14 protein-coding genes are annotated in these 21796 nt (G+C 69.1%); 5 read left to right on the plus strand and 9 right to left on the minus strand.

The features are described 5' to 3' along the window. Positions 1-25 precede the first annotated feature (25 nt). Positions 26-3250, plus strand: a complete 3225-nt coding sequence (locus WMF45_RS19845; protein ID WP_437718447.1) for a type 2 lanthipeptide synthetase LanM family protein — start codon at positions 26-28, stop codon at positions 3248-3250. A 122-nt stretch (positions 3251-3372) separates the two neighbouring features. Here WMF45_RS19845 and WMF45_RS19850 read toward each other — a convergent pair whose 3' ends face one another. Both WMF45_RS19850 and WMF45_RS19855 read right to left on the minus strand, forming a co-directional pair. After that, a complete protein-coding gene (locus WMF45_RS19850) occupies positions 3373-3927 on the minus strand; it encodes a nucleotidyl transferase AbiEii/AbiGii toxin family protein (RefSeq protein WP_437718448.1) in 555 nt (184 codons plus the stop codon). 80 nt (positions 3928-4007) lie between these two features. After that, positions 4008-6101, minus strand: a complete 2094-nt coding sequence (locus WMF45_RS19855) for a DUF4365 domain-containing protein (protein ID WP_437718449.1) — start codon at positions 6099-6101, stop codon at positions 4008-4010. A 34-nt stretch (positions 6102-6135) separates the two neighbouring features. Here WMF45_RS19855 and WMF45_RS19860 point away from each other — a divergent pair, with 34 nt between their 5' ends. Continuing rightward, on the plus strand, positions 6136-6462 hold the full coding sequence (locus WMF45_RS19860) for a hypothetical protein (RefSeq protein ID WP_437718450.1): 327 nt from the start codon (positions 6136-6138) through the stop codon (positions 6460-6462). Positions 6463-6588: 126 nt separating this feature from the next. Continuing rightward, a complete protein-coding gene (locus WMF45_RS19865) occupies positions 6589-12693 on the plus strand; it encodes an AAA family ATPase (RefSeq protein ID WP_437718451.1) in 6105 nt (2034 codons plus the stop codon). 83 nt (positions 12694-12776) lie between these two features. On the opposite strand, the gene WMF45_RS19870 is transcribed toward WMF45_RS19865, so the two are convergent. The 3 genes from WMF45_RS19870 to WMF45_RS19880 form a co-directional block, all read right to left on the minus strand. Then, a complete protein-coding gene (locus WMF45_RS19870; protein ID WP_437718452.1) occupies positions 12777-13307 on the minus strand; it encodes a hypothetical protein in 531 nt (176 codons plus the stop codon). Between the two features lie 269 nt (positions 13308-13576). Continuing rightward, the gene (locus WMF45_RS19875; protein WP_437718453.1) at positions 13577-14218 is read right to left on the minus strand and encodes a hypothetical protein; all 642 of its coding nucleotides are present in this window, start codon (positions 14216-14218) and stop codon (positions 13577-13579) included. A gap of 117 nt (positions 14219-14335) precedes the next feature. Then, positions 14336-14980, minus strand: coding sequence for a hypothetical protein (locus WMF45_RS19880; protein ID WP_437718454.1), 645 nt, complete (start codon positions 14978-14980; stop codon positions 14336-14338). Between the two features lie 313 nt (positions 14981-15293). On the opposite strand from WMF45_RS19880, the gene WMF45_RS19885 reads away from it, so the two are divergent. After that, the gene (locus tag WMF45_RS19885) at positions 15294-15941 is read left to right on the plus strand and encodes a hypothetical protein (RefSeq protein ID WP_437718455.1); all 648 of its coding nucleotides are present in this window, start codon (positions 15294-15296) and stop codon (positions 15939-15941) included. 22 nt (positions 15942-15963) lie between these two features. On the opposite strand, the gene WMF45_RS19890 is transcribed toward WMF45_RS19885, so the two are convergent. The 4 genes from WMF45_RS19890 to WMF45_RS19905 form a co-directional block, all read right to left on the minus strand. Then, positions 15964-17103, minus strand: coding sequence for a hypothetical protein (locus tag WMF45_RS19890; RefSeq protein WP_437718456.1), 1140 nt, complete (start codon positions 17101-17103; stop codon positions 15964-15966). Positions 17104-17242: 139 nt separating this feature from the next. After that, positions 17243-18214 carry a hypothetical protein gene (locus tag WMF45_RS19895; RefSeq protein WP_437718457.1) on the minus strand — a complete coding sequence of 324 codons (972 nt, stop codon included), beginning with the start codon at positions 18212-18214 and terminating at the stop codon, positions 17243-17245. Between the two features lie 113 nt (positions 18215-18327). Beyond that, on the minus strand, positions 18328-19677 hold the full coding sequence (locus WMF45_RS19900; RefSeq protein WP_437718458.1) for an RNA polymerase sigma factor: 1350 nt from the start codon (positions 19675-19677) through the stop codon (positions 18328-18330). 132 nt (positions 19678-19809) lie between these two features. After that, positions 19810-20595 (minus strand): hypothetical protein, encoded by a 786-nt coding sequence (locus WMF45_RS19905; RefSeq protein ID WP_437718459.1) that lies wholly within the window; start codon positions 20593-20595, stop codon positions 19810-19812. 221 nt (positions 20596-20816) lie between these two features. Between WMF45_RS19905 and WMF45_RS19910 the strand changes: the two genes are divergently transcribed. Continuing rightward, on the plus strand, positions 20817-21749 hold the full coding sequence (locus WMF45_RS19910; RefSeq protein ID WP_437718460.1) for an AraC family transcriptional regulator: 933 nt from the start codon (positions 20817-20819) through the stop codon (positions 21747-21749). Positions 21750-21796: the final 47 nt, after the last annotated feature.

The raw sequence follows: 21796 nt of genomic DNA on the forward strand, positions 1-21796 counted from the left end.
CGGTGGTCGAAGAACGGAGACGTGCATGCCCTCTGCTATCGATCTACGCGCGATCGTCGCTCGGGCGCTCCCCCTTGGGGAGCGCATCGCGCACTGCGTCCACGCCGAGCCGAGGGCCCGTCGAAACAGGGAGGTCGAGGCACGCCTGGAGCGGTGGCGCAGCGCCCTGCGCGTGGAGCGTCTGGAGGACCTAGAGGAGCGCCTCTCTCTGGATGGACTGAGCATCGATGCCGTGTGTCCGGCGCTCGAAGACGCGCTCCTTCCAAGCAATATAGAGGTGCCCGGCTGGGCGACGGTGTTGCGAGAAGCCCTGGAGGAGAGCGCCGTCGGCCGCGAGGAGGGAGAGCGCGCCCCGCCTGGAGATATCCCCTTTGCGCCGGTGTATACTCCCTTTCTCCGGGTCGCCCGTCGAAGGCTCGCGGCGCGGTGCCCCTCGGGCGTGCTGCTGCTGTCCGCGGAGGCTCGCGCCGATCTCGAGCAGGGTCTCTGGCGTTGGCTCGGCCACCTCTCGGCGCAGGCGCTAGAGCTGGAGTTCTCGCTGCTCCGCGCCGCAGGGTGGTCCCCGCTGGCACGCATGTTCGACGATTTCAGCGGCGAGCCCTCTCGGCGACTCTACGAGGCGTTCCTCGCCGAGCTCGCGGAAGGAGGGCTGGCCGGCTTCTTCTCGGAGTACTGCGTGCTCGCGCGGCTCGTTGGCTCAGCGATCGAGCTCTTCGTCGACGCCTCCGCGGAGCTCCTCGACCGCCTGGAGCGCGACCGCGACACAATCAATTCGGCCTTCTGCGCCGGCACCCAAGAGCGAGACCTCGGACCGGTCGTGCGGGTGCACCCCTATCTATCGGACCGGCATCGAGGTGGCCGCGCGGTCACCGGGATCTCTTTCGCCTCGGGCATCTCGATCCTCTACAAGCCCAAGGATCTCGGCCTCGACGAGATGTTCGGTGACCTCTTGCGCTGGCTGAATCAGCGGAGCGGCCTGTTGCCGCTGGAGGCGCCGAGGAGCCTTCGTCGTGAGGGCTATGGCTGGGTCGAGATCGTTGAGAGCCGCCCATGCCGCGACCGCGACGAGTCGAGCCGCTACTTCCGCCGCGCCGGGATGCTCCTCTGCCTCGCCCATGCCCTCGCGGGAATCGACCTTCACAACGAGAACATTATCGCCTGTGGGGAGCACCCTGTCCTCATCGACTTGGAGATGCTCCTCTCGCCCAGACCGCGGTCCGGGAGAGAGAGCGCGCCCCATGCTGGAGGCTTCGATCCGGGGCTCGATAGTTCCGTGCTGCAGACCGGTCTCCTGCCATATTACGAGGTGGGGCCGGACGGCGTTCTGTACGATGGGAGTGGCCTGGGCGGGGCGCGTGGGGGGGCGATGGGATTCGGTATCATGGTTTGGTCGGAGATCAATACCGATCGCATGGAACTCACCTTCTCGCGCCACCGGAGTGAGCACCGGAGAGGTGATCCAGCGGGGGCGGGCGGGGACCTCGGGCTCGCCGCGCATGAGGACGATCTGGTCGAGGGCTTCCGTTCGATGTACGGAGTGCTCTTGCAGCAGCGCGCGTCGATGCTGGCGCCCGAGGGCCCGCTCGCCGCGATGTCTCGGGGGCGAGTCCGGGTCGTCCTCCGACCGACCCGGCTCTATGATCTGCTTCTCACCCGCTCGCTTCGACCCGATTGCCTGCGGCATGGCGCCGATCGGGGCATCGAGCTCGAGGCGCTGGCGAGCTGCCCGCCCACCGCGACCGATCCGATCGCGCTGTGGCCGCTCTTTCGAGACGAGATCGCTGCGCTTGAACGGATGGACGTACCGGTGTTCGTCGCCGCGGCCCACAGCGAAGATCTGATGAGCGAGGCAGGGACCACCGTCCCAGGGGCCCTCGAGCAGTCCGGCTATCATGTTGCTGTCGAGCGCCTCCTTGGCCTCAGGGACGTTGATCTCGTCCGTCAGATCGCGTTCATCCGTGGCGCGGTCGGCGCCAACGTGGCTGCGACGAGGAGCAGGCCGTTCCTGTCGAGCGAGGCGGAGCGCCGCGGCGGCCCGCACTCGGTCGAGGACCTGCTGGCGGCTGCACGGGCCATCGGCGACGGCGTGCGCGCGCGGGCCATCGTGACCGAGGAGGGCGCGACCTGGACAGGACCCTACCACGTCGAGGGCGGGAGGCGACGCAGGGTCCTGCTTATGGGCTATGGCCTCTTCGACGGCTCGTCCGGCGTGGCGCTCTTCCTCGCAGCGCTCTCGCGGCAGACCGGCGACCGTGGGTACGGCGATCTCGCGCGCCTCGCCCTGGATCCGCTCCGCCGGAGCCTGCGCCTCGGGCGGTTCGAGGCGATAGCCGCGGCGATGGGCGCCGGCGGCGCGGCTGGCTTCGCGTCGCTGAGCTATGCGCTGATGCGTGCCGGCGATTTCCTGGGCGAGCCGGGCGCGCTCGACGACGCGGCGCGCGTCGCCGCGCTCCTCACGGAGGAGCGGATCCGTGCCACGCGAGGAGCCGATGTGATCGACGGCGTCGCCGGAACGCTCTTGTCGCTGCTCGCGCTGCACGCGCGGACCCACGACGCGGGCATCTTGGCCAAGGCGGTCGTCTGCGGCGATGTCCTGCTGGGAACCCGCGCCCCCACGGCGACCGGCGCACGGAGCTGGATGAGCCTCGGAGATCGTTTCCTGACGGGCTTCTCGCACGGCGCAGCGGGGATCGCCGCCGCGCTGATGCGCCTGTATGGGGTGACAGGGCGCGACGACCTCCGAGCGGCGGCGTTGGAAGGGATCGCGTACGAGGCGGCGCTGTTCGATGAGGACAGCCGTAACTGGCCCGATCTGCGGCTGCCGGAGGAGGATGGCGCGTCGAGCTTCGGGACGTCGTGGTGCCAAGGCGCGCCGGGTATTGGGCTCGGCCGGCTCGCCTGCGCCGACGTCCTCGAGAGCCCGGCCCTGGAGCTCGATATCGGGGCTGCCGTCGACGCGACCCTCCGGGCAGACAGCGGAGAGATCGATCAGCTCTGCTGCGGCGCGATGGGTCGAGTGGAGCTCTTGATGACTGTCGCCCGGAGGCGCGGTCGACCAGAGCTCGAGCACGCCGCGATCGAGATCGTCAGGGAGGTCTTGAGGAGAGCGGAGCGCCGCGGATCCTTTGGCTTCGGCTTGAAGGGCGCGATCGACAGCTCCACGCTTTTTCAGGGCGCATCCGGGATCGGATACCAGATGCTGAGGCTGGCCGCGCCGAACGTGGTGCCGTCACTCCTGCTCTGGGAGTGACGCTTCACCGTGTCCGTCCAGCCGGCCGGGAACATGAGGATCCCTGCCGTGCGCCAGGCGCCCCACCCGGTGATGGACGTCGCCGTGCGGCACCTCGCCTCGTAGTGCGGGGTTGCTGTGGCTCACCCACTGGGTCCGGCTGAAATGAGACGACCCTCAGCAGGATTGGTTCCTGGGCACGGATACGTGTACGCGCGCAGCTTCTCAGCGATGTGCACCTCTCGCGCATAAACGGCGATCTCGAACGTAGGTATCCCTGCGAACCCGAAGAACTCCCCCGCGGCGATGCGGTCAGGGGGTCTGGGCATGAGCCCGCCGGAGACGACGTCCACGTGAAAGGGCTCGCCGTAGACCCTTCCGGCCAGCCGTGCCTCGCTCCGAAAGCGGTATCCTTGGTAAGGGCTCGTCGTTGCGATCACCGCGTGCTGCGAATCACGCCGGATCTCGAATGTCATGAAATCGCCGAGGTCTATCCGACCTGCGGCCTGCAGCTCGGCGAGCAGCGCGCTGGGATCTCCTGAGATGCGCAGATCCACGTCGCGCGTCGCTCGCGCCCCATGGAGGCGCAGCTCCAGCGCGAAGCCTCCTTTGAGCACCACGCGCGATCCGAAGGCCGACACCAGCCGCGCTGTGAATCGCTCGAAGACCAGTATTTGACGGACGCGCACGACGAGCATGCCCGCGCGCTGCGCCTCCGTGCGGATCCGCTGCTCCAGCGCCTGCCGGAACTGATCGGCGGTTCGATAGCCTCGCGTCTTCATTCTGCGGCGAACGTCGTGCTCGGGGGTAGCTCGTCGGCGGGGAACATGCCTCGCTCGATTCCCTCGCGGCGCGCTTGGTCCACTAGGTCGGGATCGAGTCCGGCGTCCACGCAATCCTGGAGGGTGCGGATGGGGGTCGTGACGGGCACGACGTCGTGCCAGGTGATCTCCGACTCCGCCAGCGTCGCGCGATGCAGGACGACGTGAGCAGGCAGCGACGCCGCCGGCGTCCAGTCCGGTGGAACCGTCGCGTGAATGCGCGGGGGAAGGATATCGGAGAGCTCGTGGAGTACGAGCGCGGTGTGATGGGAAAAGACAGCTGTTTTACCGCTCTGGAGCCAGACGACGACGAGATCTTCCACGTCGGAGATCGGTGGGAAGTTGACCATGCGGTACACGCCCTCCGCTGCCGTCTGCACCTTCCGGCGCTGTTCGAGGTAGTCCAGGTAGTCGGCGAAACAACCGACCGATCCTGCTTGATCCGCCGTGAAGTACCCTGACTGCTCCTTCGCCAGGGCGTCGAGGCGATCCTCGACGCTTCCCTCAGGGGTCCAGTGGAGGTAGCTCCCGCGGCACTGGATCTTCACCTGAAATGTGGCTTGTTGCGACGCCAGCGCATGCTGCATCGCGCTGTTGTGGTCTTCCACGAAGCGCGGCACATCCGCGATCACGAACCGTACAGGTCCGATAGGCACACGGACCCCGAAGACCTCGATAGCGTCCTCGTTGTCGATTTTGCCATCAACGACGAAGGTCATCGGGCCCTCGGTCGCGTCGATCGCGAGCGCTCTTGCTCGATCGGTGCGGATGGTTGCGTTGCACACCATTTCATGCTCGCCGCCGGCCACGATCCGGAGCAGCTTGCGCGCCCTTTCGAGTTGTTGCTTGGGCGGGGGGAATGTGAAGTCGAAATTGCCGTGTCTCCGGACACGATCTTGAAGCCAGCAAAGCTTCTCCAAGAGCTCGCGCGCCCGTCGCAGCGCGGCGCGTTCCTCCTCCGGCACGGATGCACGGAACGGCACGAGAAACGCGTCCGTCTTCTCGTCGAGCCGATCGAGCCGCAGACTACCGCCGGGCTCCGTCGCCACGAGGGCGAACCGCACCGCAGCAGTAGCCTCGAAGACGTCCCTTCTGTGCAGCGCGAGCTCGACGCTCACCTCGACGCGCTGCGCGTCCTCGTCACTGAAGGTGAGCGTCAAGGTGACCGCTGCGCGCTGGTGCTCGTTGCTTATGGTCCTGTATCGATGGCCGGAGCGCACAGGCCGCAGCTCGACATACGGAAGCCGCGCTGTCCCCGCGGGTGACTCGGCCTCGACTCGAACCGGCGCGAATTCACGTCCAGCGACGGAGAAGAGCTGGACCTCGGTGGAGCGCTTCCAGTAGTCCTCTCCGAAGGCCGCGCGGAGTCTGTCGTGGCGCATGACCAGGTCGGAGATGAATCGGCTCTCGATCGTCACCGCGCCGCCACCTTCCCAGAACCTGGTGAGCTCGTCGAGCTTGGCGCGTCCTTCGGGGCTATCGTCGACCTGCAGCTCGAAGGGAACGTCTTCGCCTGGCCGGACCAGTTTGGGAAGCTCGTCCCGTGCCACCGCCACTCGCAGTCTCGCGAGCCCCTCTTCGTCGGTGATATTCGCTCTGGGAATGAGGAGCGTCGCCTCCTGCTGCCCGCGCCATCCGCGGCTCCGTTTGTCCAGCAGCTCGCAGGCGTCTCTCGCGAGAGCCCAGTACCCGCACCGCTCGCGGATATCCCAGACGATGATCGCGACGGGCCTTGTCTTTCTCTCCCAGCCAACGAGGTGCTTGACGTCGAGGGGATAGTGCAGATGAGCGGGATCGCTCTCCACGTGGAACCGTTCTATACTCTTGTGTCCCTTCACCTGGAGGTCGAGCGAGAGCCCGGTGCACGCGCCTCCGGTTTCGAAGATCTCGACCCGAACGTCCTCGCCCGTGTCCGGGTAGATCGAGGACGAATCCACCTTCCACCCTGCGTCGGTGAGACGATCGGCGAGCTGGAAGACGGCCCTCTGCGAAATGCGCATCGCGTCGCTGAACTGCGGCCCCGTGCTCCCGTTGTACCCCTTGGGATCCATGGCTCCGGCGGATGCTACCATCATGTGACGGTGCGTGCTCGGGCTTGACAGCCCGAACGTTCGACCGGACGACGAGGGCATCCAGACCGAGCTCGCGCGGTTCCACGAGGTCCTCGAGACGGTCCAGGATTTCATCGTCACGACGCCGCTCGACGCCGACGAGAGCGCCGGCATCCAGGCGGCGCGCGAGGAGAGCGCCGCCTCCGTCGCAGCATGGCTGACCGCACGGCGGCGCCAGTTCACGGGGCGCTTCACCGAAGAGACGCTGAATCTCCTGGCGTTCGGCGAGCCCGTGCCTCCGCCGCTGCCCGACGTGCCCCTTTCCTTGCTCGCCCGCTTCCGGCCGGCGGCGCGTGCCTAGCAAGACCCGTCGCGCGCCGGGGTTCGCGGAGGACGGATGAGGGCCGGCGCGCCGCCCGCTCAAAGCGCTGGCGACGCGCGCCGACCATGGCAGCATGTGCCGCGCATCACCCGCATCAGGGCTCACGTGGGCACCAATCCCGTCTCGTCCGATCACGGGTCTTCGTCCCGTTACGCCATCATCGAGACCCTCTACGAGGGCTCAGACACCGTTCTTTACCGGGGTGTACGCGAGGACGATGGCCATCGCGTGGTGCTCAAGGTCCTCCGGCGCGATCACGCGAGCCCTCGCGCCCCCGAGCGGCTTCGCCACGAATACGAGATCGCCCGGGCGCTCGACACGACGGCCATCGTCAAGCCCTGTGGGCTCGCCATGCTCGGCGAACAGCCGGCGCTGGTCCTGGAGGATTTCGGCGGCGTGTCGCTCGATCGGCTGCTCGATGGCGATGGGCCGACGCCGCTCGCGCGCTTCTTCCCCCTCGCCCTCCGCCTCGTCGAGGCGCTCGGAGGGCTGCATCGGCACGACATCGTCCACAAGGACATCAAGCCGCAGAACGTGCTCCTCAACCCCGCCACCGGCGAGGTGAAGATCACCGACCTGGGGATTGCGTCCCGGATACCCCGCGAGCTCCAGCACCTCGAGCACATCGGGCTCATCGAGGGGACCCTGGCCTACATGGCCCCGGAGCAGACAGGCCGGATGAACCGCTGGATCGACCAGCGGACCGATCTCTACTCCCTTGGCGTCGTCTTCTACGAGATGCTGACGGGCACGCTGCCGTTCCAGGCCGGCGATCCCGTCGCGTGGGTCTATTGCCACATCGCCCAGGCGCCGCCGCCGCCGCACGTGCTCGTCCCCTCGATTCCCCCGCAGCTCTCCGCGGTGGTGCTCAAGCTGCTCTCCAAGGCCGCCGAGGAGCGTTATCAGAGCGCGGCGGGCCTGCGGCACGACCTGGACGAGTGCTTCGCCAGATGGCGGGCGAGCGGATCCATTCCCCCCTTCGCGCTCGGGGGGCGCGATCTCTCCGACCGGTTCCAGGTCCCGCAGCGGCTGTACGGGCGCGAGCGCGAGGTCACGGCGCTGCTCGCCGTGTTCGAGCGCGTTGTCGCGAGCGGCCGGCCAGAGCTCGTGCTCGTGTCGGGCTACTCGGGCATCGGCAAATCATCGCTCGTCGCCGAGCTGCACCGGCCGGTGGTGAGGGAGCGCGGCTTCTTCCTGTCCGGCAAGTTCGAGCAAGCCGCGCGGGACGTCCCCTACAGCGCCTTCCATCAGGCGTTCCGGGCGCTCTTTCAGGAGATCCTCTGCGCGAGCGAGGAGCAGGTCGAGGGCTGGAGACAGCGTTTCCGGGAGGCCCTCGGCGAGAGCGGCAGGTTGCTCGCCGACGTGCTCCCCGAGCTCACGCTGCTCCTCGGCCCGCAGCCGCCCGTGCCCGAGCTGCCGCCCGCCGAGGCCCAGAGCCGGCTGCACGCGACGCTCCAGCGCTTCGTCTCGGCGTGCGCCCGGAAGGACCACCCGGTTGCGCTCTTCCTCGACGATCTGCAGTGGGCCGACGCGGGGAGCCTCCAGCTGCTCGAGCAGCTCGCCACCTACGCCGGGTCCGAGCACCTCCTGCTGATCGGCGCGTACCGCGACAACGAGGTCGGCCCAGCGCACCCGCTGCGGCTCACGCTGGCCGAGGCGCGGGGGCGCGGCGCCGCTGTCGTCGAGCTCGTCCTCGGGCCGCTCTCGGCCGCCCATGTCGCGGCGCTCGTCGCCGAGACGGTCCACGCGCCGCACGCGCCGGCAGAGCAGGCCGAGCCGCTCTCGGAGCTCGTCTATGAGAAGACCGGCGGCAACCCGTTCTTCGTGCTCCAGTTCCTCCTCGCGCTGCACCAGGAGGGGCTCATCACCTTCGACGCGGAGGAGGGCAGCTGGCGCTGGGACATCGCCGCGGCCCGGGACAAGGAGTTCACCGACAACGTCGTCGAGCTGATGGCGGGCAAGCTGAAGCGGCTCTCGGGCCCGACGCGGGACGCGCTCACGCTCGCCGCGTGCCTCGGCAGCAGCCTGGAGCTCGACACGCTCGCGGTGGTCGCGGGCCGTCCGGAGGCGGAGCTCCGCGACGCGCTCGAGGAGGCCGTGCGGGAGGGGCTGCTGCTCCGCCGGGACGGCGCCTATCGATTCCTCCATGACCGGGTGCAGCAAGCCGCTTACTCGCTCATCCCGGCGGGACAGCTCGCCGAGATGCACCTGGGGATCGGGCGGCTGCTCCTCGGGGCGCGACGCGCGGAGGAGCGCGACGACGCGCTCTTCGACGTCGTCGGCCACCTCAACCGCGGCGCCGCGCTCCTGCGTTCCCAGGCGGAGCGGGACGAGGTCGCCGCGCTGAACCTCCGCGCCGGCAGAAAGGCCAAGGCGGCCGCGGCCTTCCAGTCCGCCGCCGCGCTCTTCGCGGCCGGCCTCGCGCTGCTCGCCCCGGCCTCGTGGGAGACGCGCCACGAGCTGACCTACGGCCTGACCTTCGAGCGCGCGCACATCGCGTACATCACCGGCAGCTTCGAGGAAGCCGAGCGGCGCGTGGAAGAGCTCATGGATCGCGCGAGGACCCGGCACGAGACGGCGACCGTCGTCGAGCTCGCCGTCGCGCTGAACGTCACCCGCGGGCAATACGCCCGCGCGGTGGAGATCGGGCTCCTGTGCCTCCGCGCGTGCGACGTCGATCTGCCGCTGCACCCCACCGACGCGCAGGTCGAGGAGGAGACCGAGATCGTCTGGAAGGCCCTGGGCCATCGGGCCATCGAGGGCCTGATCCACCTGCCGCCCATGACGCACCCGGGGATCAAGATCACGATGGGCGTGCTGCAGAGCGTGTCCCTGCCTTCGTTCTTCGTGGACCCGAACCTGTACAACCTCGTCGTCATGCGCATGGTCGAGCTCAGCCTGCGCCACGGCAACGCCGAGCACTCCGCTGTCGCGTACGCCGCCTTCGCGATGGTGATCAGCTCGAGGTTCGGGCGATATGAGGAGGCTCACCTGTTCGGCAGGCTCGGCCACGACCTGGCGCAGAAGAGCGGCCTCCTCACCACGAAATCGGTGGTGGTCATCCTCTTCGGACACTATGTCGTCTTCTGGACACGCCACTACAGAGAGACGTATCCGTACACGCGAGAAGGCTTCAGCGCTGCGGTCGAGTCCGGCAATCTGAACAACGCGTGCCTCAACTGCATCTGGGCCGCGCTGTTCCCGCTGCTCTCCGGCGAGGCGCTGGAGGACGTGCTTCACGAGGTCACGGAGCGCCTCGGCTTCGTGCGCAGCGTCGGTTACACGTTCGCGCACAACGCCCTCCTCGGCGGCCACGCCATGATCCAGACGCTGCGCGGGAGGCCGGTCCGCTTCTCGATGCCGGACGGGTCCGAGCTGGATCCGCCGGCCTTCGAGGCGCGGCTGGAGGAGGGGGGAGATCTGGAGGCCGCTCGCGACTTCTATTACAGCTTGAAGGCGCAGGCGCTCTTCGTGCTCGGCTCTCCCCGAGTGGCGCTCGCGGCGGCGATCCGCGCGATCGCCGAGCACCCCCCCAGGGTCGGTCCGCACGCGCTCATCGTCGAGAGCTTCTATTATCGCGCGCTCGCGCTCGCGGCCCTCTTCAACGCGCCGCACGCGCCGCACGGCGCGGGCGAGGCGCAGCCGTCCCCGCCGTGCGTGCTCCCCGAGGAGCTGGAGGAGCTGATCGAGTGCGAGCGTCAGCTCGGCGCGTGGGCCAGGAGCGGCCCGGACAACTTCCTCCACAAGCACGCCCTGGTCCGCGCCGAGATCGCCCGGCTCCTGGGGCGCGAGCCGGAGGCCAGCCGGCTCTACGAGCAGGCCATCGCGGCGGCGCGCGAGGGCGGCTTCGTCCAGCATGAGGCCATCGCCTGCGAGCTCGCCGCGGAGTTCTACCGCGCGCGCGGCCTCTCGACGCCCGCCGACAGCTACCTCCGAAGCGCCCGCGCCGGCTATTTCCGCTGGGGCGCCCACGCCAAGGTGGAGCAGCTCGATCAGCGCTACCCGCACCTCGTCGAGCGCAAGCCGATCGCCCCCACCGTCACCTTCGCCGTGCGGGCCGAGCAGTTCGACGTCCTGTCGGTGGTGAAGGCCGCGCAGAGCATCTCCGGCGAGCTCAAGCTCTCGCGGCTGCTCGAGATGCTGCTTCGCATCGTGGTCGAGCACGCGGGCGCAGAGGAGGGCTGTCTCCTCCTGGTCCGGGAGGAGCAGCTGTGGCTCGCGGCGATCGAGACGCCGGGGGGCGCGGTGCGGCTGCTGGACGCGGGCGAGGCGCCTTCGGCTGCGTTGCCGCGGTCGGTCCTCAACTACGTTCGCCGGAGCCACGAGCGCGTGCTGCTCGACGACGCCGCCGGCCGGCACCCTTTCGTGGAGGACGAGTATTTCCGGCGCAAGCGCCCGAGATCGGTGCTGTGCCTCCCGATCGTGCGCCAGGGCCGGCTCATCGGCCTGCTCTACCTGGAAAACAACCTCGCCACCGGGGCGTTCACCCCCGGGCGGCTCAGCGTCGTCGAGCTGCTCGCCTCGCAGTCGGCGTTCTCGCTGGAGAACGCGACGCTCTATGCCGAGGTGGAGCAGGAGAACGCCGAGCGGCGGCGGGCGGAGCAGGCGCTCAAGGCCAATCAGCAGATGCTCCAGGCCATCGTCGACAACTCGGCGGCGAGCGTCTACGTCAAGGATCGAGAGGGCCGATTCCTGCTCGCCAACCGGCAGGTGGGCGCCCTCCTGGGCATGCCGAGCGAGCAGCTCCTCGGGAAGACCGACGCCGACCTCTTCCCGGCTCCCTTCGCCGAGATGGTCCGCGAGCACGAGCGGAAGGTGCTCGAGACGGGCGCGCCGATGGAGTGGGAGGAGACGGTGCCGCTGGAGGACGGGCTGCACACGTTCCTGTCGATCAAATTCCCTCTCGGCGAGGGGGTCATGCCCGGCGTGCTCTGCGGCATCTCCACCGACATCACCGAGCGCAAGCGGGCCGAGCAGGCCGAGCGCTTCCTGGCCGAGGCGAGCCGCCAGCTGATGACGCTGGGGTACAGCGCGACCTTCGAGAGCGTGGCGCAGCTCCCTGTGCCCGAGCTCTCGGATCAGTGCATCGTCGAGGTGCTCTCGGCGGACAGGACACCGGGCCCGACGGTCGTCGCAGGGGTGCCCGGCGAGCAGCTGGAAGCGCTGAAGGAAGCGCTGCGCGCTCTGGCAGAGGCGCCGCCGGCCGGATCCGAGGGGGTCGATGGCCGCGCCGCGCCGCTGGTGCAGCAGGTGCGTTCGCTCGACCCGCGGGTCAGGCCGCGCTGGGAGCGGCTCGGCGTCCACGCGTTCCTGCGGGTTCCGCTGCTCGCGCGCGACCGGTACTTCGGCGTCATGACCCTGCTGGCGACGGCGCCCGAGCGCCGTTATGGCCCCGCCGACCTGCGGCTGGCCGAGGAGCTGGGGCGCCGCGCGGCGCTCGTGCTCGACAACACCCGCCTGTACACCGAGGCCCAGGAGGCCATCGAGCGGCGGGACGAGTTCCTCGTCGTCGCGTCCCACGAGCTCAAGACCCCGCTGACCTCGATGCAGATGCAGGTGCAGGCGGCCGAGCGACTGCTGCACCGCGGCTCGCTCGCAGGCGTTCCCCCGGCGCGGATCGAGGCGATGTTCCGTATCCTCGGCCGCCAGACGTCGCGGCTCGGGCGCCTGGTCGACGAGCTGCTCGACGTCACGAGGATGAACGCCGGGCGGCTGACGCTCACGCGGGCGCCGGTCGATCTGGCGGCGCTGGTGCGTGAGGTCGTCGAGCGGATGCGCCCCCAGCTCGCGGACGCCCGCTGCCCGACGCAGCTGGATCTGGGAGCGCCCGTGGTCGGGTACTGGGATCCGGATCGCCTGGAGCAGGTCGTCGTCAACCTCCTGTCGAACGCGATGAAGTACGGCGCAGGCGGGCCTATTTTCATCGGCGTGCGGCGGCAGGCCGATCGCGTGCAGCTCGTGATCCGGGATGAGGGGATCGGGATCGCGGAGGCCGATCAGGACAGGATCTTCGAGCGCTTCGAGCGCGCGGTGTCGGTGCGCAACTTCGGCGGCATCGGGCTCGGGCTCTACATCGCGCGCTCGATCGTGGCGTCGCACGGCGGATCCATCCGGGTGCAGAGCAAGCCGGGCGCCGGCGCGACGTTCGTGGTGGAGCTCCCGCTGAGCGCACCGGAGAGCGCCGCGCCGGTCGGATCCGTCGTAGACTAGGGCGTACCGTTCGCCGGAGCCCCGCGCGTCGAAACCAGCCTGAGCGAGAGCGACAAGGCGAGCGGCGTCCCAGGCGCGATCGGTCAGAGCTGCCCATACTCACGGATCCGGTTGCGCGCTTCTCCCTTGTCTCCCTCGTCGGGCTCCAGATCGACGACGATCCCGAGGCGCGATTCGACGTAGGCCATCCAGAGAGTTCCATGCGCTGAAACGCTCGTCCAAGCGTTCATCTCCGTGATCGACAAGAGTCCGTCGATGCTTCGATCGAAGATTCTTATGTCCCTGAATCGTAATCCGCACGTGAAGCCGAGCTGGAAGTTCAGGTTACGGGAATAGACGTCCCCGCCGAGGAACAGATCGACGTGCGTGGTCCTGACAAGCGTCCCCTGCGGCCTCAAGGTCGTGGTGAACATGGGAAGAACGGCTCCGATCACTTGGTAGAGTTGAAAGCTCGTGGCCGCGCTCGCCCGGAACGGTCCGGCCTCGTACGTGGCGTGGATCCCCAGCTTCTTGTCTTCTATCGTCGACATGTTCTCCTTGCCCACTCCAACGCCGATGAAGTACCCGATGTTGAGCTCCTGGGTGGGACTCCCGGTCTGCCCGAAGCTCACCATGACGGTATGGACGGCCCCCGGAGCCGTTCCGCCGCCGTAAGTGACTCCGAGTCTCGCGAGATGGGGGAGCTTCGTCTGAACGATGCCGTTGAGACGGAGGCCGTCCCAATGGAATTGCTCTGGGGGCCGTGGCTCTTGCGCTGATGTCAGAGCGGCAAGGGAGAACACTCCAAGCCCTGACAGCGCGCGCAAGAATGCCTGCCGTGGCCTGCGCAAACGCCGGGCTGAAGGCTTCCACGAGCTGAGCGGCGGCGTGAAGCACGCTCGCGTCATTCGGTCTGCATTGGATCTATGCACGCGGGGTTCTTCACTAGCTCATCGATGTCGACGTCGTCGTAGTAGCTCTTGAACGTATAAGCATTTTCCATCGCCCCGATGCTGCGACGATCGCCCGTGACCCCTGGCTGCGGCGCATCCTCGAAGTATCTTATGATACTGGAGCAGGCCGAGTATTGGTCCCGAGCCAGGTCTCGAATGCTCAACACAGTTTCGCAGTCGAACGTGCTGCTGCCGAGTATTTCCCTGTAAGCGCCGAACCCTGCCAGAAAGCCCCTGCAGTCCACGTCCAGCATGGCTAGCTCGCTCGCTTGTAATTGGATCATGCATTGCTCCGGGCGCTCTGACTTAGGCGAAGGGGGACGCTTGTCTTCGTTGGTGGAGGGATGTTCCTGTCCTTTCTCACGATGGTGATCGCGACGCTGGAGGGTCTTCTCACAGCTGGCCAACCGCCTCCGGGTGACGCTCAGGGTCGACCGAGGATCGGGGTCGTTCTTGCTGGCGGCGTCCTGGCGTGCTTGCGGCTGTTCGTCGCTCTCTGCAGAGATTTTTCCTAGATTGTATGCCGCCGTCAGCGCCGCGATCGCGATGGCCCCAAATCCAATCCACGTTGTCGGCTTTGGTGATGTTCCCATGTGTCGAGCGTTACGAGCTAAAGTCCTGGTGCGTGCCTGAGAATGGCGACCCTGGCCTGTCCGACCAGCGGAGCGATGGCTCCCGCGAGATGAACGGCGGCGTGGAATGGGTTGGATTCATTCGGCCCGCAATTGGCTTATGCACTCTGGGTTCTTCACCAGTGCTCTAAGGTCGTTGGGGTTGCCGTATTCGTCCCTGGTCGCGTAGGCGTCTTCCGTCGCGGCAATGGCGAGCGGGTCGCTCATAGCATCTCGGTAGGCGGTGCCTTCGTTGATTCTTATGATGGCGGCACAGAAGGAGGACTGCGCGTGAGCCACGGATAGAACATCCAAGACGATCTCGCAATTGATCGTATTGCTGCCCAGTATTGTCTTGTACGCAGCAAAATGTCTCCTGAGGCTCCTGCAGTTCGCACCCAGCATCTGCAGTTCCTTCACCTGCGATGCAATGATGCATTGCGTCGGAAGCGCTGGCACGGGTGAAGGTGTGGGGTTGTCTTCGTTGGTGTGGAGCGTTTCCTCTCTCTTCTGAAGATGCTGGTCGTGACGCTGGAGGGTCTCTTCGCAGCTGGCCAACCTCTTCCGGGCGGCGCTCAGAGCTGACCGAAGATCGGGATCGTTCTTGCTGGCGGCTCCCTGTTGCCGTTGATGACGGCTGCCGCTCTCTGCTGAGGTTCTTCCCAGATTATATGCCGCCGCCAAGGCGGCGACCGCGATGAGACCTGATCCGATCCATATTGTCGGCTTGGGTGACGTTCCCATGTGTCGAATATTGCAACGGGGCAACAATAGTCGCTATACGCAGGCGATTTAGTGTGGCGAAATGGGTCTCCAGGGTGGCATGAGCTAGTAGTAACAGGGCTCCTTCTTAACCGGTGTTATTCCAATCCTTTGAGGCGTGATATCCAGGTTGATGCCGCTGGCGGGCTGCAACAAGTCGCGCCATTGATAACATGATTTCGCGTTTACCGTGTCCACGAATTGATTCTGCAACGGCGTCGTTCTGATGCAGCCGCTTAATTGAGGCTGTGTATCTTCTGGCGCACACAGTGCCACGCACGTGGGGGATGGATCTATGCACGTTGGTTTTGGTCTTTCGTCGAGGATCGTGCATCCGGTTTGGGATAGTACCGTCGCGGAAATAAGTTGGGCGAGGCTGGGACGGACCGTCCTTGAACGACGAAGTGTTGCGGTCATCGGCTCTTGCTCTCATGGATATCTGGTGGTGGCTCGCGTTTGCCTCAAGAAGCAGGCAAGAGGATACAGGAAAGGCTGTCGTTCTTCGATGAATCCGTGCGTGTGGCCACGATCGGGCGTCGCGGGCGAGCGCGTCGAGCTCGCCGAGGCGCACGCGATGTCCAGGACGTCGGGAGCAAGCGATGACTCGCGCGGCCGGTCGCGCACGACCTCGCTTCGTTTTCAGGGGATCGACGTGGTCCAATCGGTTCGCGCGGTCCACGCCGCGAACGCTCGTTGGCAGTGCACCCATTCCCTGACGCGCAGCCGCCCCTCGGACGTCACGGCCAGCGCGGCCATGAAGCGGCTTCGCGCCGAGGGACGCGGCACGCTCGCGGGGGCGATCATGGCGTTCTGGGTGAGTGAACTGGTCGTGCCGACGGTCGGCTCGCGGCCGCTCGCAGGCGCCCTGGTCGCGGCCCTCCGCGATGAAGATCGCGGAGAGCTCGCGGATCAGGTGGAGCTGCTGCCGAGCGCGACGCGATGATCGCCTCTTCTTCTCGCGGGCTTTATGCCTGGCAGCAGAACGTCGACGGTTCGGCCGGCAGCAGCTCGCCGGTGGGCTCGCCGCCGCTCGGGGCGCAGCCGCCGGGATCCACGGCCACGACCTCCGCCGACTTGCTGCCGAGGGCGACGCCGGGCGGCGTGACCCCGCAGAACGGCGTCGTCGAGCTCACGACGGTCGACGCGAGCAACGCCCCGCATGCGCCGTCGCTGTAGACGGAGGCCATGACGGTACACGACGCGCCCTCCAGCTCCCCGCAGCCGCACTCGGAGCAGCCGCGCGTGTCCTCGGCGCCGCCGTAGAAGACGTGCCTGGCCAGGTAGGGCTCCTCGCACGTCACGTCGCCCTCGTGGAAGATGCACGTCAGGAAGCCGCCGGGCGGCGGGATCCCGGGCTGGTCCGGCGAGGGCATGCAGGTGCTCCGGTCGCCCACGCACTCCGTGTAGGCGCCGGGCACGCAGGCGAGCGCCCGGGTCTGCCACGGATCGAGGAGCGCCGGCGGTGGCGGTTCGTCCACCCTGGGCGTGCACGCGCCGGTCGCTGTCACGATCGGCGCCTCGATGGAGACCGATTGCACGCACGGCTTCCCGCCGCAGTCCTGGCCGGCGGGGATCGCGTTCGCGGCGGTGCAGGCGCCGTCCCAGCCGTCGGGCGCCGCGAAGGGGGTCGTGACGCCGCCGGGGTCGCCGGGACACGCCGAAGCGTGGACCGACCAGCCCAGCGGGAGCTGGCACGAGGCGGTGGCCGCGTCAGGCGGATCGCACGAGCAGGCCGCGCAGGCGAGGGGTGCGGGCGCGAGATCGGCGAACCCCTCGTAGCCGATGTTCGGCGCGGCGGCGGGGCAGTCCGGCACCTGGTCCCGCGGGCCGAACCAGAGGAGCGCCGGGCCGAACCAGCCGAGCGGCGCCGGTGGGACGCAATCGCCGGCGCAGGCGGTCTCGTCGCCGCCACCGGCGCCGTCGCCGCCGGCCCCGCCGCTGCCGCCGGCCCCGCCTTCGCCGCCGGCCCCGCCGCCGCCTTCCTCGGGCCACGGGCAGCCCGGGAGGCCGTATTCCTGCGGCTGACAGGGACCGTAGACGGTCGGATCTCCGGGACAGCCCGGCAAGAAGAGGGATCCTACGAGCAGGAGGAAGCAGGTTCGCATGCTGGAGAAGATACGTAGAGATGGTGCGCGCTCACAATAGGCACCTTGCACCGGACAGTCGATTGCACTGAGCATTGAGCATTCCTTCTGAAAGTTCTCATCTCGAGGGCGAGGAGAGCGGGGGCCTCAACGAAATCGTTCAGTACCTCGCCGTGACACCGAATCCGAGCGCCGCGGCGACCGGAGGTGAGGACCATCGGATGGCTCCAGCGAACTCCCGCCGCCCGCCTTGGCGCCGGAGCACCGCGTCCGCCACGATTGCGCTCGCCTCGGCGTATCCATGCGCGCTCCACCTGTCCGAGAGAGCCCAGGCGCTGCCAAGCCGCGCTCCAACGCTGAACAGAGCGTCGTCGCGTAATGTCATGTCCCACGGATGCCGGGGCACGAACCGGACGAAGCCGACGGTCGCGACCCCGCAGCCGAAGAGGTGGTGGCCGTGCAGGCAGCCCACACCAGCCGTCGTGAAGGCGCTCGTGCTGACGGTCATCTCTTTCACCTCCTGCGCCAGGGACACGAGCGCACGCCCCTCTACCGCGACCGACCAATCGGGCCGGCGAACGCCGATGGATAGGGTCATGCCAGCTGCGGCCCCCGGCGTGAACCCCAGGCCGAGGGTCGCCCCGAGCCCCGCCTCCAGCCGCAAGCGTTCGGTCGGCGCTGGCGTCGCTTCCGGCAGCGGTGGCTTCGACGCAACTCGGCGCGCCTGCGGAAGCGACGGTGAAGGCGGTGGCGAGGGCTCGGAGGGCGGTGGCGCCCGCTCCGGCGCGGTCAGGATCTGCGCCACGATCGCGAGGGCCACGCCGGAGAGCAGCGCCTCGCAGCCGTTCCGGGTGCTGAACCCCTCGGCCCAGGCTGTCTCGACCGCGCCCTCGCTCTCGCGCAGGGCCATCAAGGCGGTGAGCTCCGGCCCCTCCCGCGCGATGCTGACCGTGAGCACCCGCGGCGCGTCGTCCTCGAACGGATCGCCGCCGAGCCCCCGCGCCACCTCCGCGCGCAGGAGCGCCTCGTCGGCGCAGCCCTCGGCGCCGGGGCCTCGTACGACCTCCAGCCGCATCGCAGGCCGTGGCAGATCCGGCGCGGTGTGCCCCTCCGCGACACCGAGCAGGACCATGGCCGCCGTGGCCGCGGCGACGGAGACGCGCGCCAGCCACCTCGCGCCCCCGCGCGGACCGATGCCGCACCGGGCCAGGCGCGCGCCGAGCCTCGGTCTGCCGCAGGGCCCCCTCATCGCGACGGCTCGCTCCCGGCCGCGCCCTGCTCCGGGGCGGCGACGCGCGCCAGGGCGACCGTGCGAAGCCGCTCCCGCACATTCTTCAGCTGGCCCCCGGGGAACCGCTGCGCGTGCACGGCGATCTGCCGTAGCGCCCCGGCCGCATCACCGGCGGTGAGGCGCTCTCGCGCCGCGGTGAGCAGCCGCAGCTCCTCCGCGAACGTGTCATCACGCTCGCTGGCCTCGCTGGCCCGAGGCGCCGCCCGCGGAGCAGCAGGGCACGGGCGGTGGGGCGCCTCGGGCGCGGGGGCGACGGGCCCCGGCTCGGGCGCCTGCTGCGGCGGGGTCGCTGCAAGGCAGGCGCCGCCCGCGGGCCTCAGTTCGGGCAGCACCGGCCCGAAGCGGCGCGCCCAGAGGGCGGGCGGCGGCGCGAGGGCGAGCAGGACGGCGACCGTTCCGGCGACGCCCGCCGCGGCCGACCCGAGGGCGACGGCAATCCGTCCTGGCCTCCGTGGCAGGGTCGAGGTGGCAGGCGAACGCGGCGGCGGTCCCGGCGGAGCCGGCGGCGCAGGCGCTGTCGGCGGCGGTGCCGGCGGCGCGGATTCCGCAGGCGGAGCAGGCGCCGGCGGCGCGGGGGCCGACAGCGCCGTGGTGCTCGCGCCGCCGTCGCGCGCCAGGAGCTCCGACGCCAGCGGGAACGGGAGCCAGCACGCGCGCAGCGCCTCCCGCTGGTCCGGGCGGAGCCGCGCGACGGCGGCGCGGTAGTCCTCACGGGCCAGGCGCAGCCGGTTCGCGGCCGTGTTGTAGTTGATGCCGAGCTCGCGCGCGATCTCGACGATCGGCACCTCACAGGCCTCGTGCAGGACGAGCAGGACCCGCCGCTCGGGCGCGATCGTGCTCAGCACATCGATCGCGAGCTCCAGCCGCTCCCGCTCCACGACGCGCTGCTCGCTGCTCGGCGCGGGGTCGGCAGCCTGGCCGCGCGGCCCGGGGTGCAAGCCGCCCGGCACTTCGCGGCGGCGGTAGGCGCGTTCCAGGTGCTTGCTGACCTTCCGCCACGCGATCCCGAAGAGCCATCGGGCTTCCGCCGTGCCGCGCGGGCGCCGGCCATCCCGCTGCGGCGGATCGACCGCCGCGTCGGCCTCGCGCGGAGGCGGCGGCGAGGCGGAGGCGGGGTAGTCGGGATCGAACCGATCCAGGCTCTCGTACGCCGCAAGGAGGACCTCCTGGACCAGGTCGTCGATGTCGGCCGCGGCGACCCCCAGGAGCCGGAGCGAGCGCGGGAGCGTCTCAAGCGCTGCGGTGTGGACGGAATTCCATGTAGCGGTGCGGGTGGCGTCGGCGGGAGGAACGTGGGTGCTCATACCCAGAATTGCGGGGAGCACTTCGGGTTTGTTTGGAAAACGCACGGCCCGGCGCACGGGACGGAGCCGCACGGGACGGAGCCGCACGGCCCGGCGCACGGGACGGAGGCGCTCCCGCGGCGAGCGTCGCGTTCACGACAGGCTGCGGCCCTCGGGCGGGATCCACGCCGCGTGGGGCGACATCGTTTCCATGTGGGCCATCACCTCGACCTGACCCCAGCGCTCGAGCGCGTCCATCTCCGCCGGGCCGAGCAGCCGCTGAATCGCACCCCAGGTGCGCTCGAACTCGAGCGCGGACAGGTGCTGCGACAGCGCGGTGAGGGGGCTCAGGTCGGAGTCGTCGCCTCGGTACGCCGCGTAGGCCTCGGCGTCCCATCCTTCCAGCGGGAGCGCTTCCGCCTCGGCGATGCGCCGATCCAGCGTGTCCTCGGTCTCCGCCCACGCTCGGGCGATCTGGAGGAGCTTGGCGATCTTGTCGAGCGGCAGGCCGAACCGCGCGACGCGGTGCTCCTTGCGGCGCGATAGCCACACGACGAGCACCTGCCACATGGTCCGCCAGTCCGGCAGCCGGTCGAGCACGAAGTAGCGCTCCTCGATCCACGCGCGGATCTGCGCCGCGGCCGCCGTGCCCTGGGAGCGCTCCACGTCGGCGAGGAACGCCGCGATGTGCACAGCGATCATGCCCTCGTAATCCCGCTCCTCGTCGTCCAGCGCCTCGATCGCGATCTCCGCCCGGACGCAGCGGCGCGCGGCCGTCTTCACCGCCTCGACGTCATCGATGCGGAGCCCCAGATCGGGCCAGAAAGGCGCTGCCCTGTCCAGGCTGAGGAGCCGGACAGCGCTCGTGTAAGCGTAGGATGCATCGAGGTCGAAGAGATCGAGGGTCGGGGTCATCGGCAGCGTGGCTCGGACATCCATGGCAACCCAACCCTACCAGCCAGGAGCATCTCCAGGCGACCCCTGAGGCGCCCGCCGCCTCCTTCGTTCGCTCGAGCGTCGACCGCCGCGCGCCCGCACTCGGAGCGCCGGAGAGCGCCTCTCCGGCCGGAGCCGTTCTAGAATGCGGGCATGCGATTCGAAGGCCCGCGCGCTCCGGGCACGCCGCTCGCCCTCGCAGGGGCCGCCTCGCGGAGGTCGCCGTGACGGAGTCCGCCGGCCGGCCCGAGATCGAGCGCGCGCTCCGCTTCATCGCCGCGAACCTCGAGAGGCCCATCACGGTCGCGGACGTCGCGCGCGCGGCGCGCCTCAGCGAGTTCCATTTCCACCGCGTCTTCCACGCGGCGGTCGGCGAGCCCATCGGGCGGTTCATCACCCGGCGGCGGCTCGAGCAATCGGCGCTGCGGCTCGCGTACGAGCCGGACCGCAGCGTCATGGATGTGGCGCTCTCGTCCGGGTACTCGTCCGCCTCGAACTTCTCGAAGGCGTTCGCGGCGCACTTCGGCTGCAGCCCGTCGCAGGTGCGGAGCCCGGAGCGCGGCCTCCCCGTCGCGATCGGGAAGCTGACGTCGCTCTACGGAAAGGACTTTCGGCCGGAAGCGCTCTACACGCTCCCGCCCGAGCGCGGCGTCGACGAGCGGCGCATCGAGGCGGTGGCGTGGAGCGCGCGGGTCCGCTTCGAGACCACGAGCGGGCTCGACTTCGCATGCCTCGCCAGCCCGGGCGGGTACGACGTCTCGGCCCTCGAGCGCCTCTGGTCGGACCTCATCGCCGCCGCCCGGCAGCTCGGGCTCTGCGAAGACGCCGTGGATGCCTGGGGCGTGCCGCACGACAGCCCGCAGATCACGGCCCCCGAGCTGTGCCGCTACCACGCCTGCGTGCCCTGCCCGAAGACCACCCCGCTGCCGCCCCCGCTCTTCCGCGGCCGGATGAGCGAGGGCCGCTACGCCGTCTTCCGCTATGCCGGCGAGGTGTCCGGGATCCCCGAGGCGTATCGCAGCATCTATTCGTGCTGGTTCAGGGAGAGCAGCCTCGCGCCCGACGACTTCGCCTCCCACGAGCACTACGTCACGGACGAGCCGAAGGACGGCCACGTGGACCTCGAGCTCTGGTTCAAGGTGCGGCCGCGCCGCTGACCGCAGCGAGCACCGGGGCGCGGCGCGGGTGACGCGCGCGCCGAGCA

It is taken from the genome of Sorangium sp. So ce448, from assembly GCF_051520915.1.
GTDB lineage: Bacteria > Myxococcota_A > Polyangia > Polyangiales > Polyangiaceae > Sorangium > Sorangium cellulosum_B.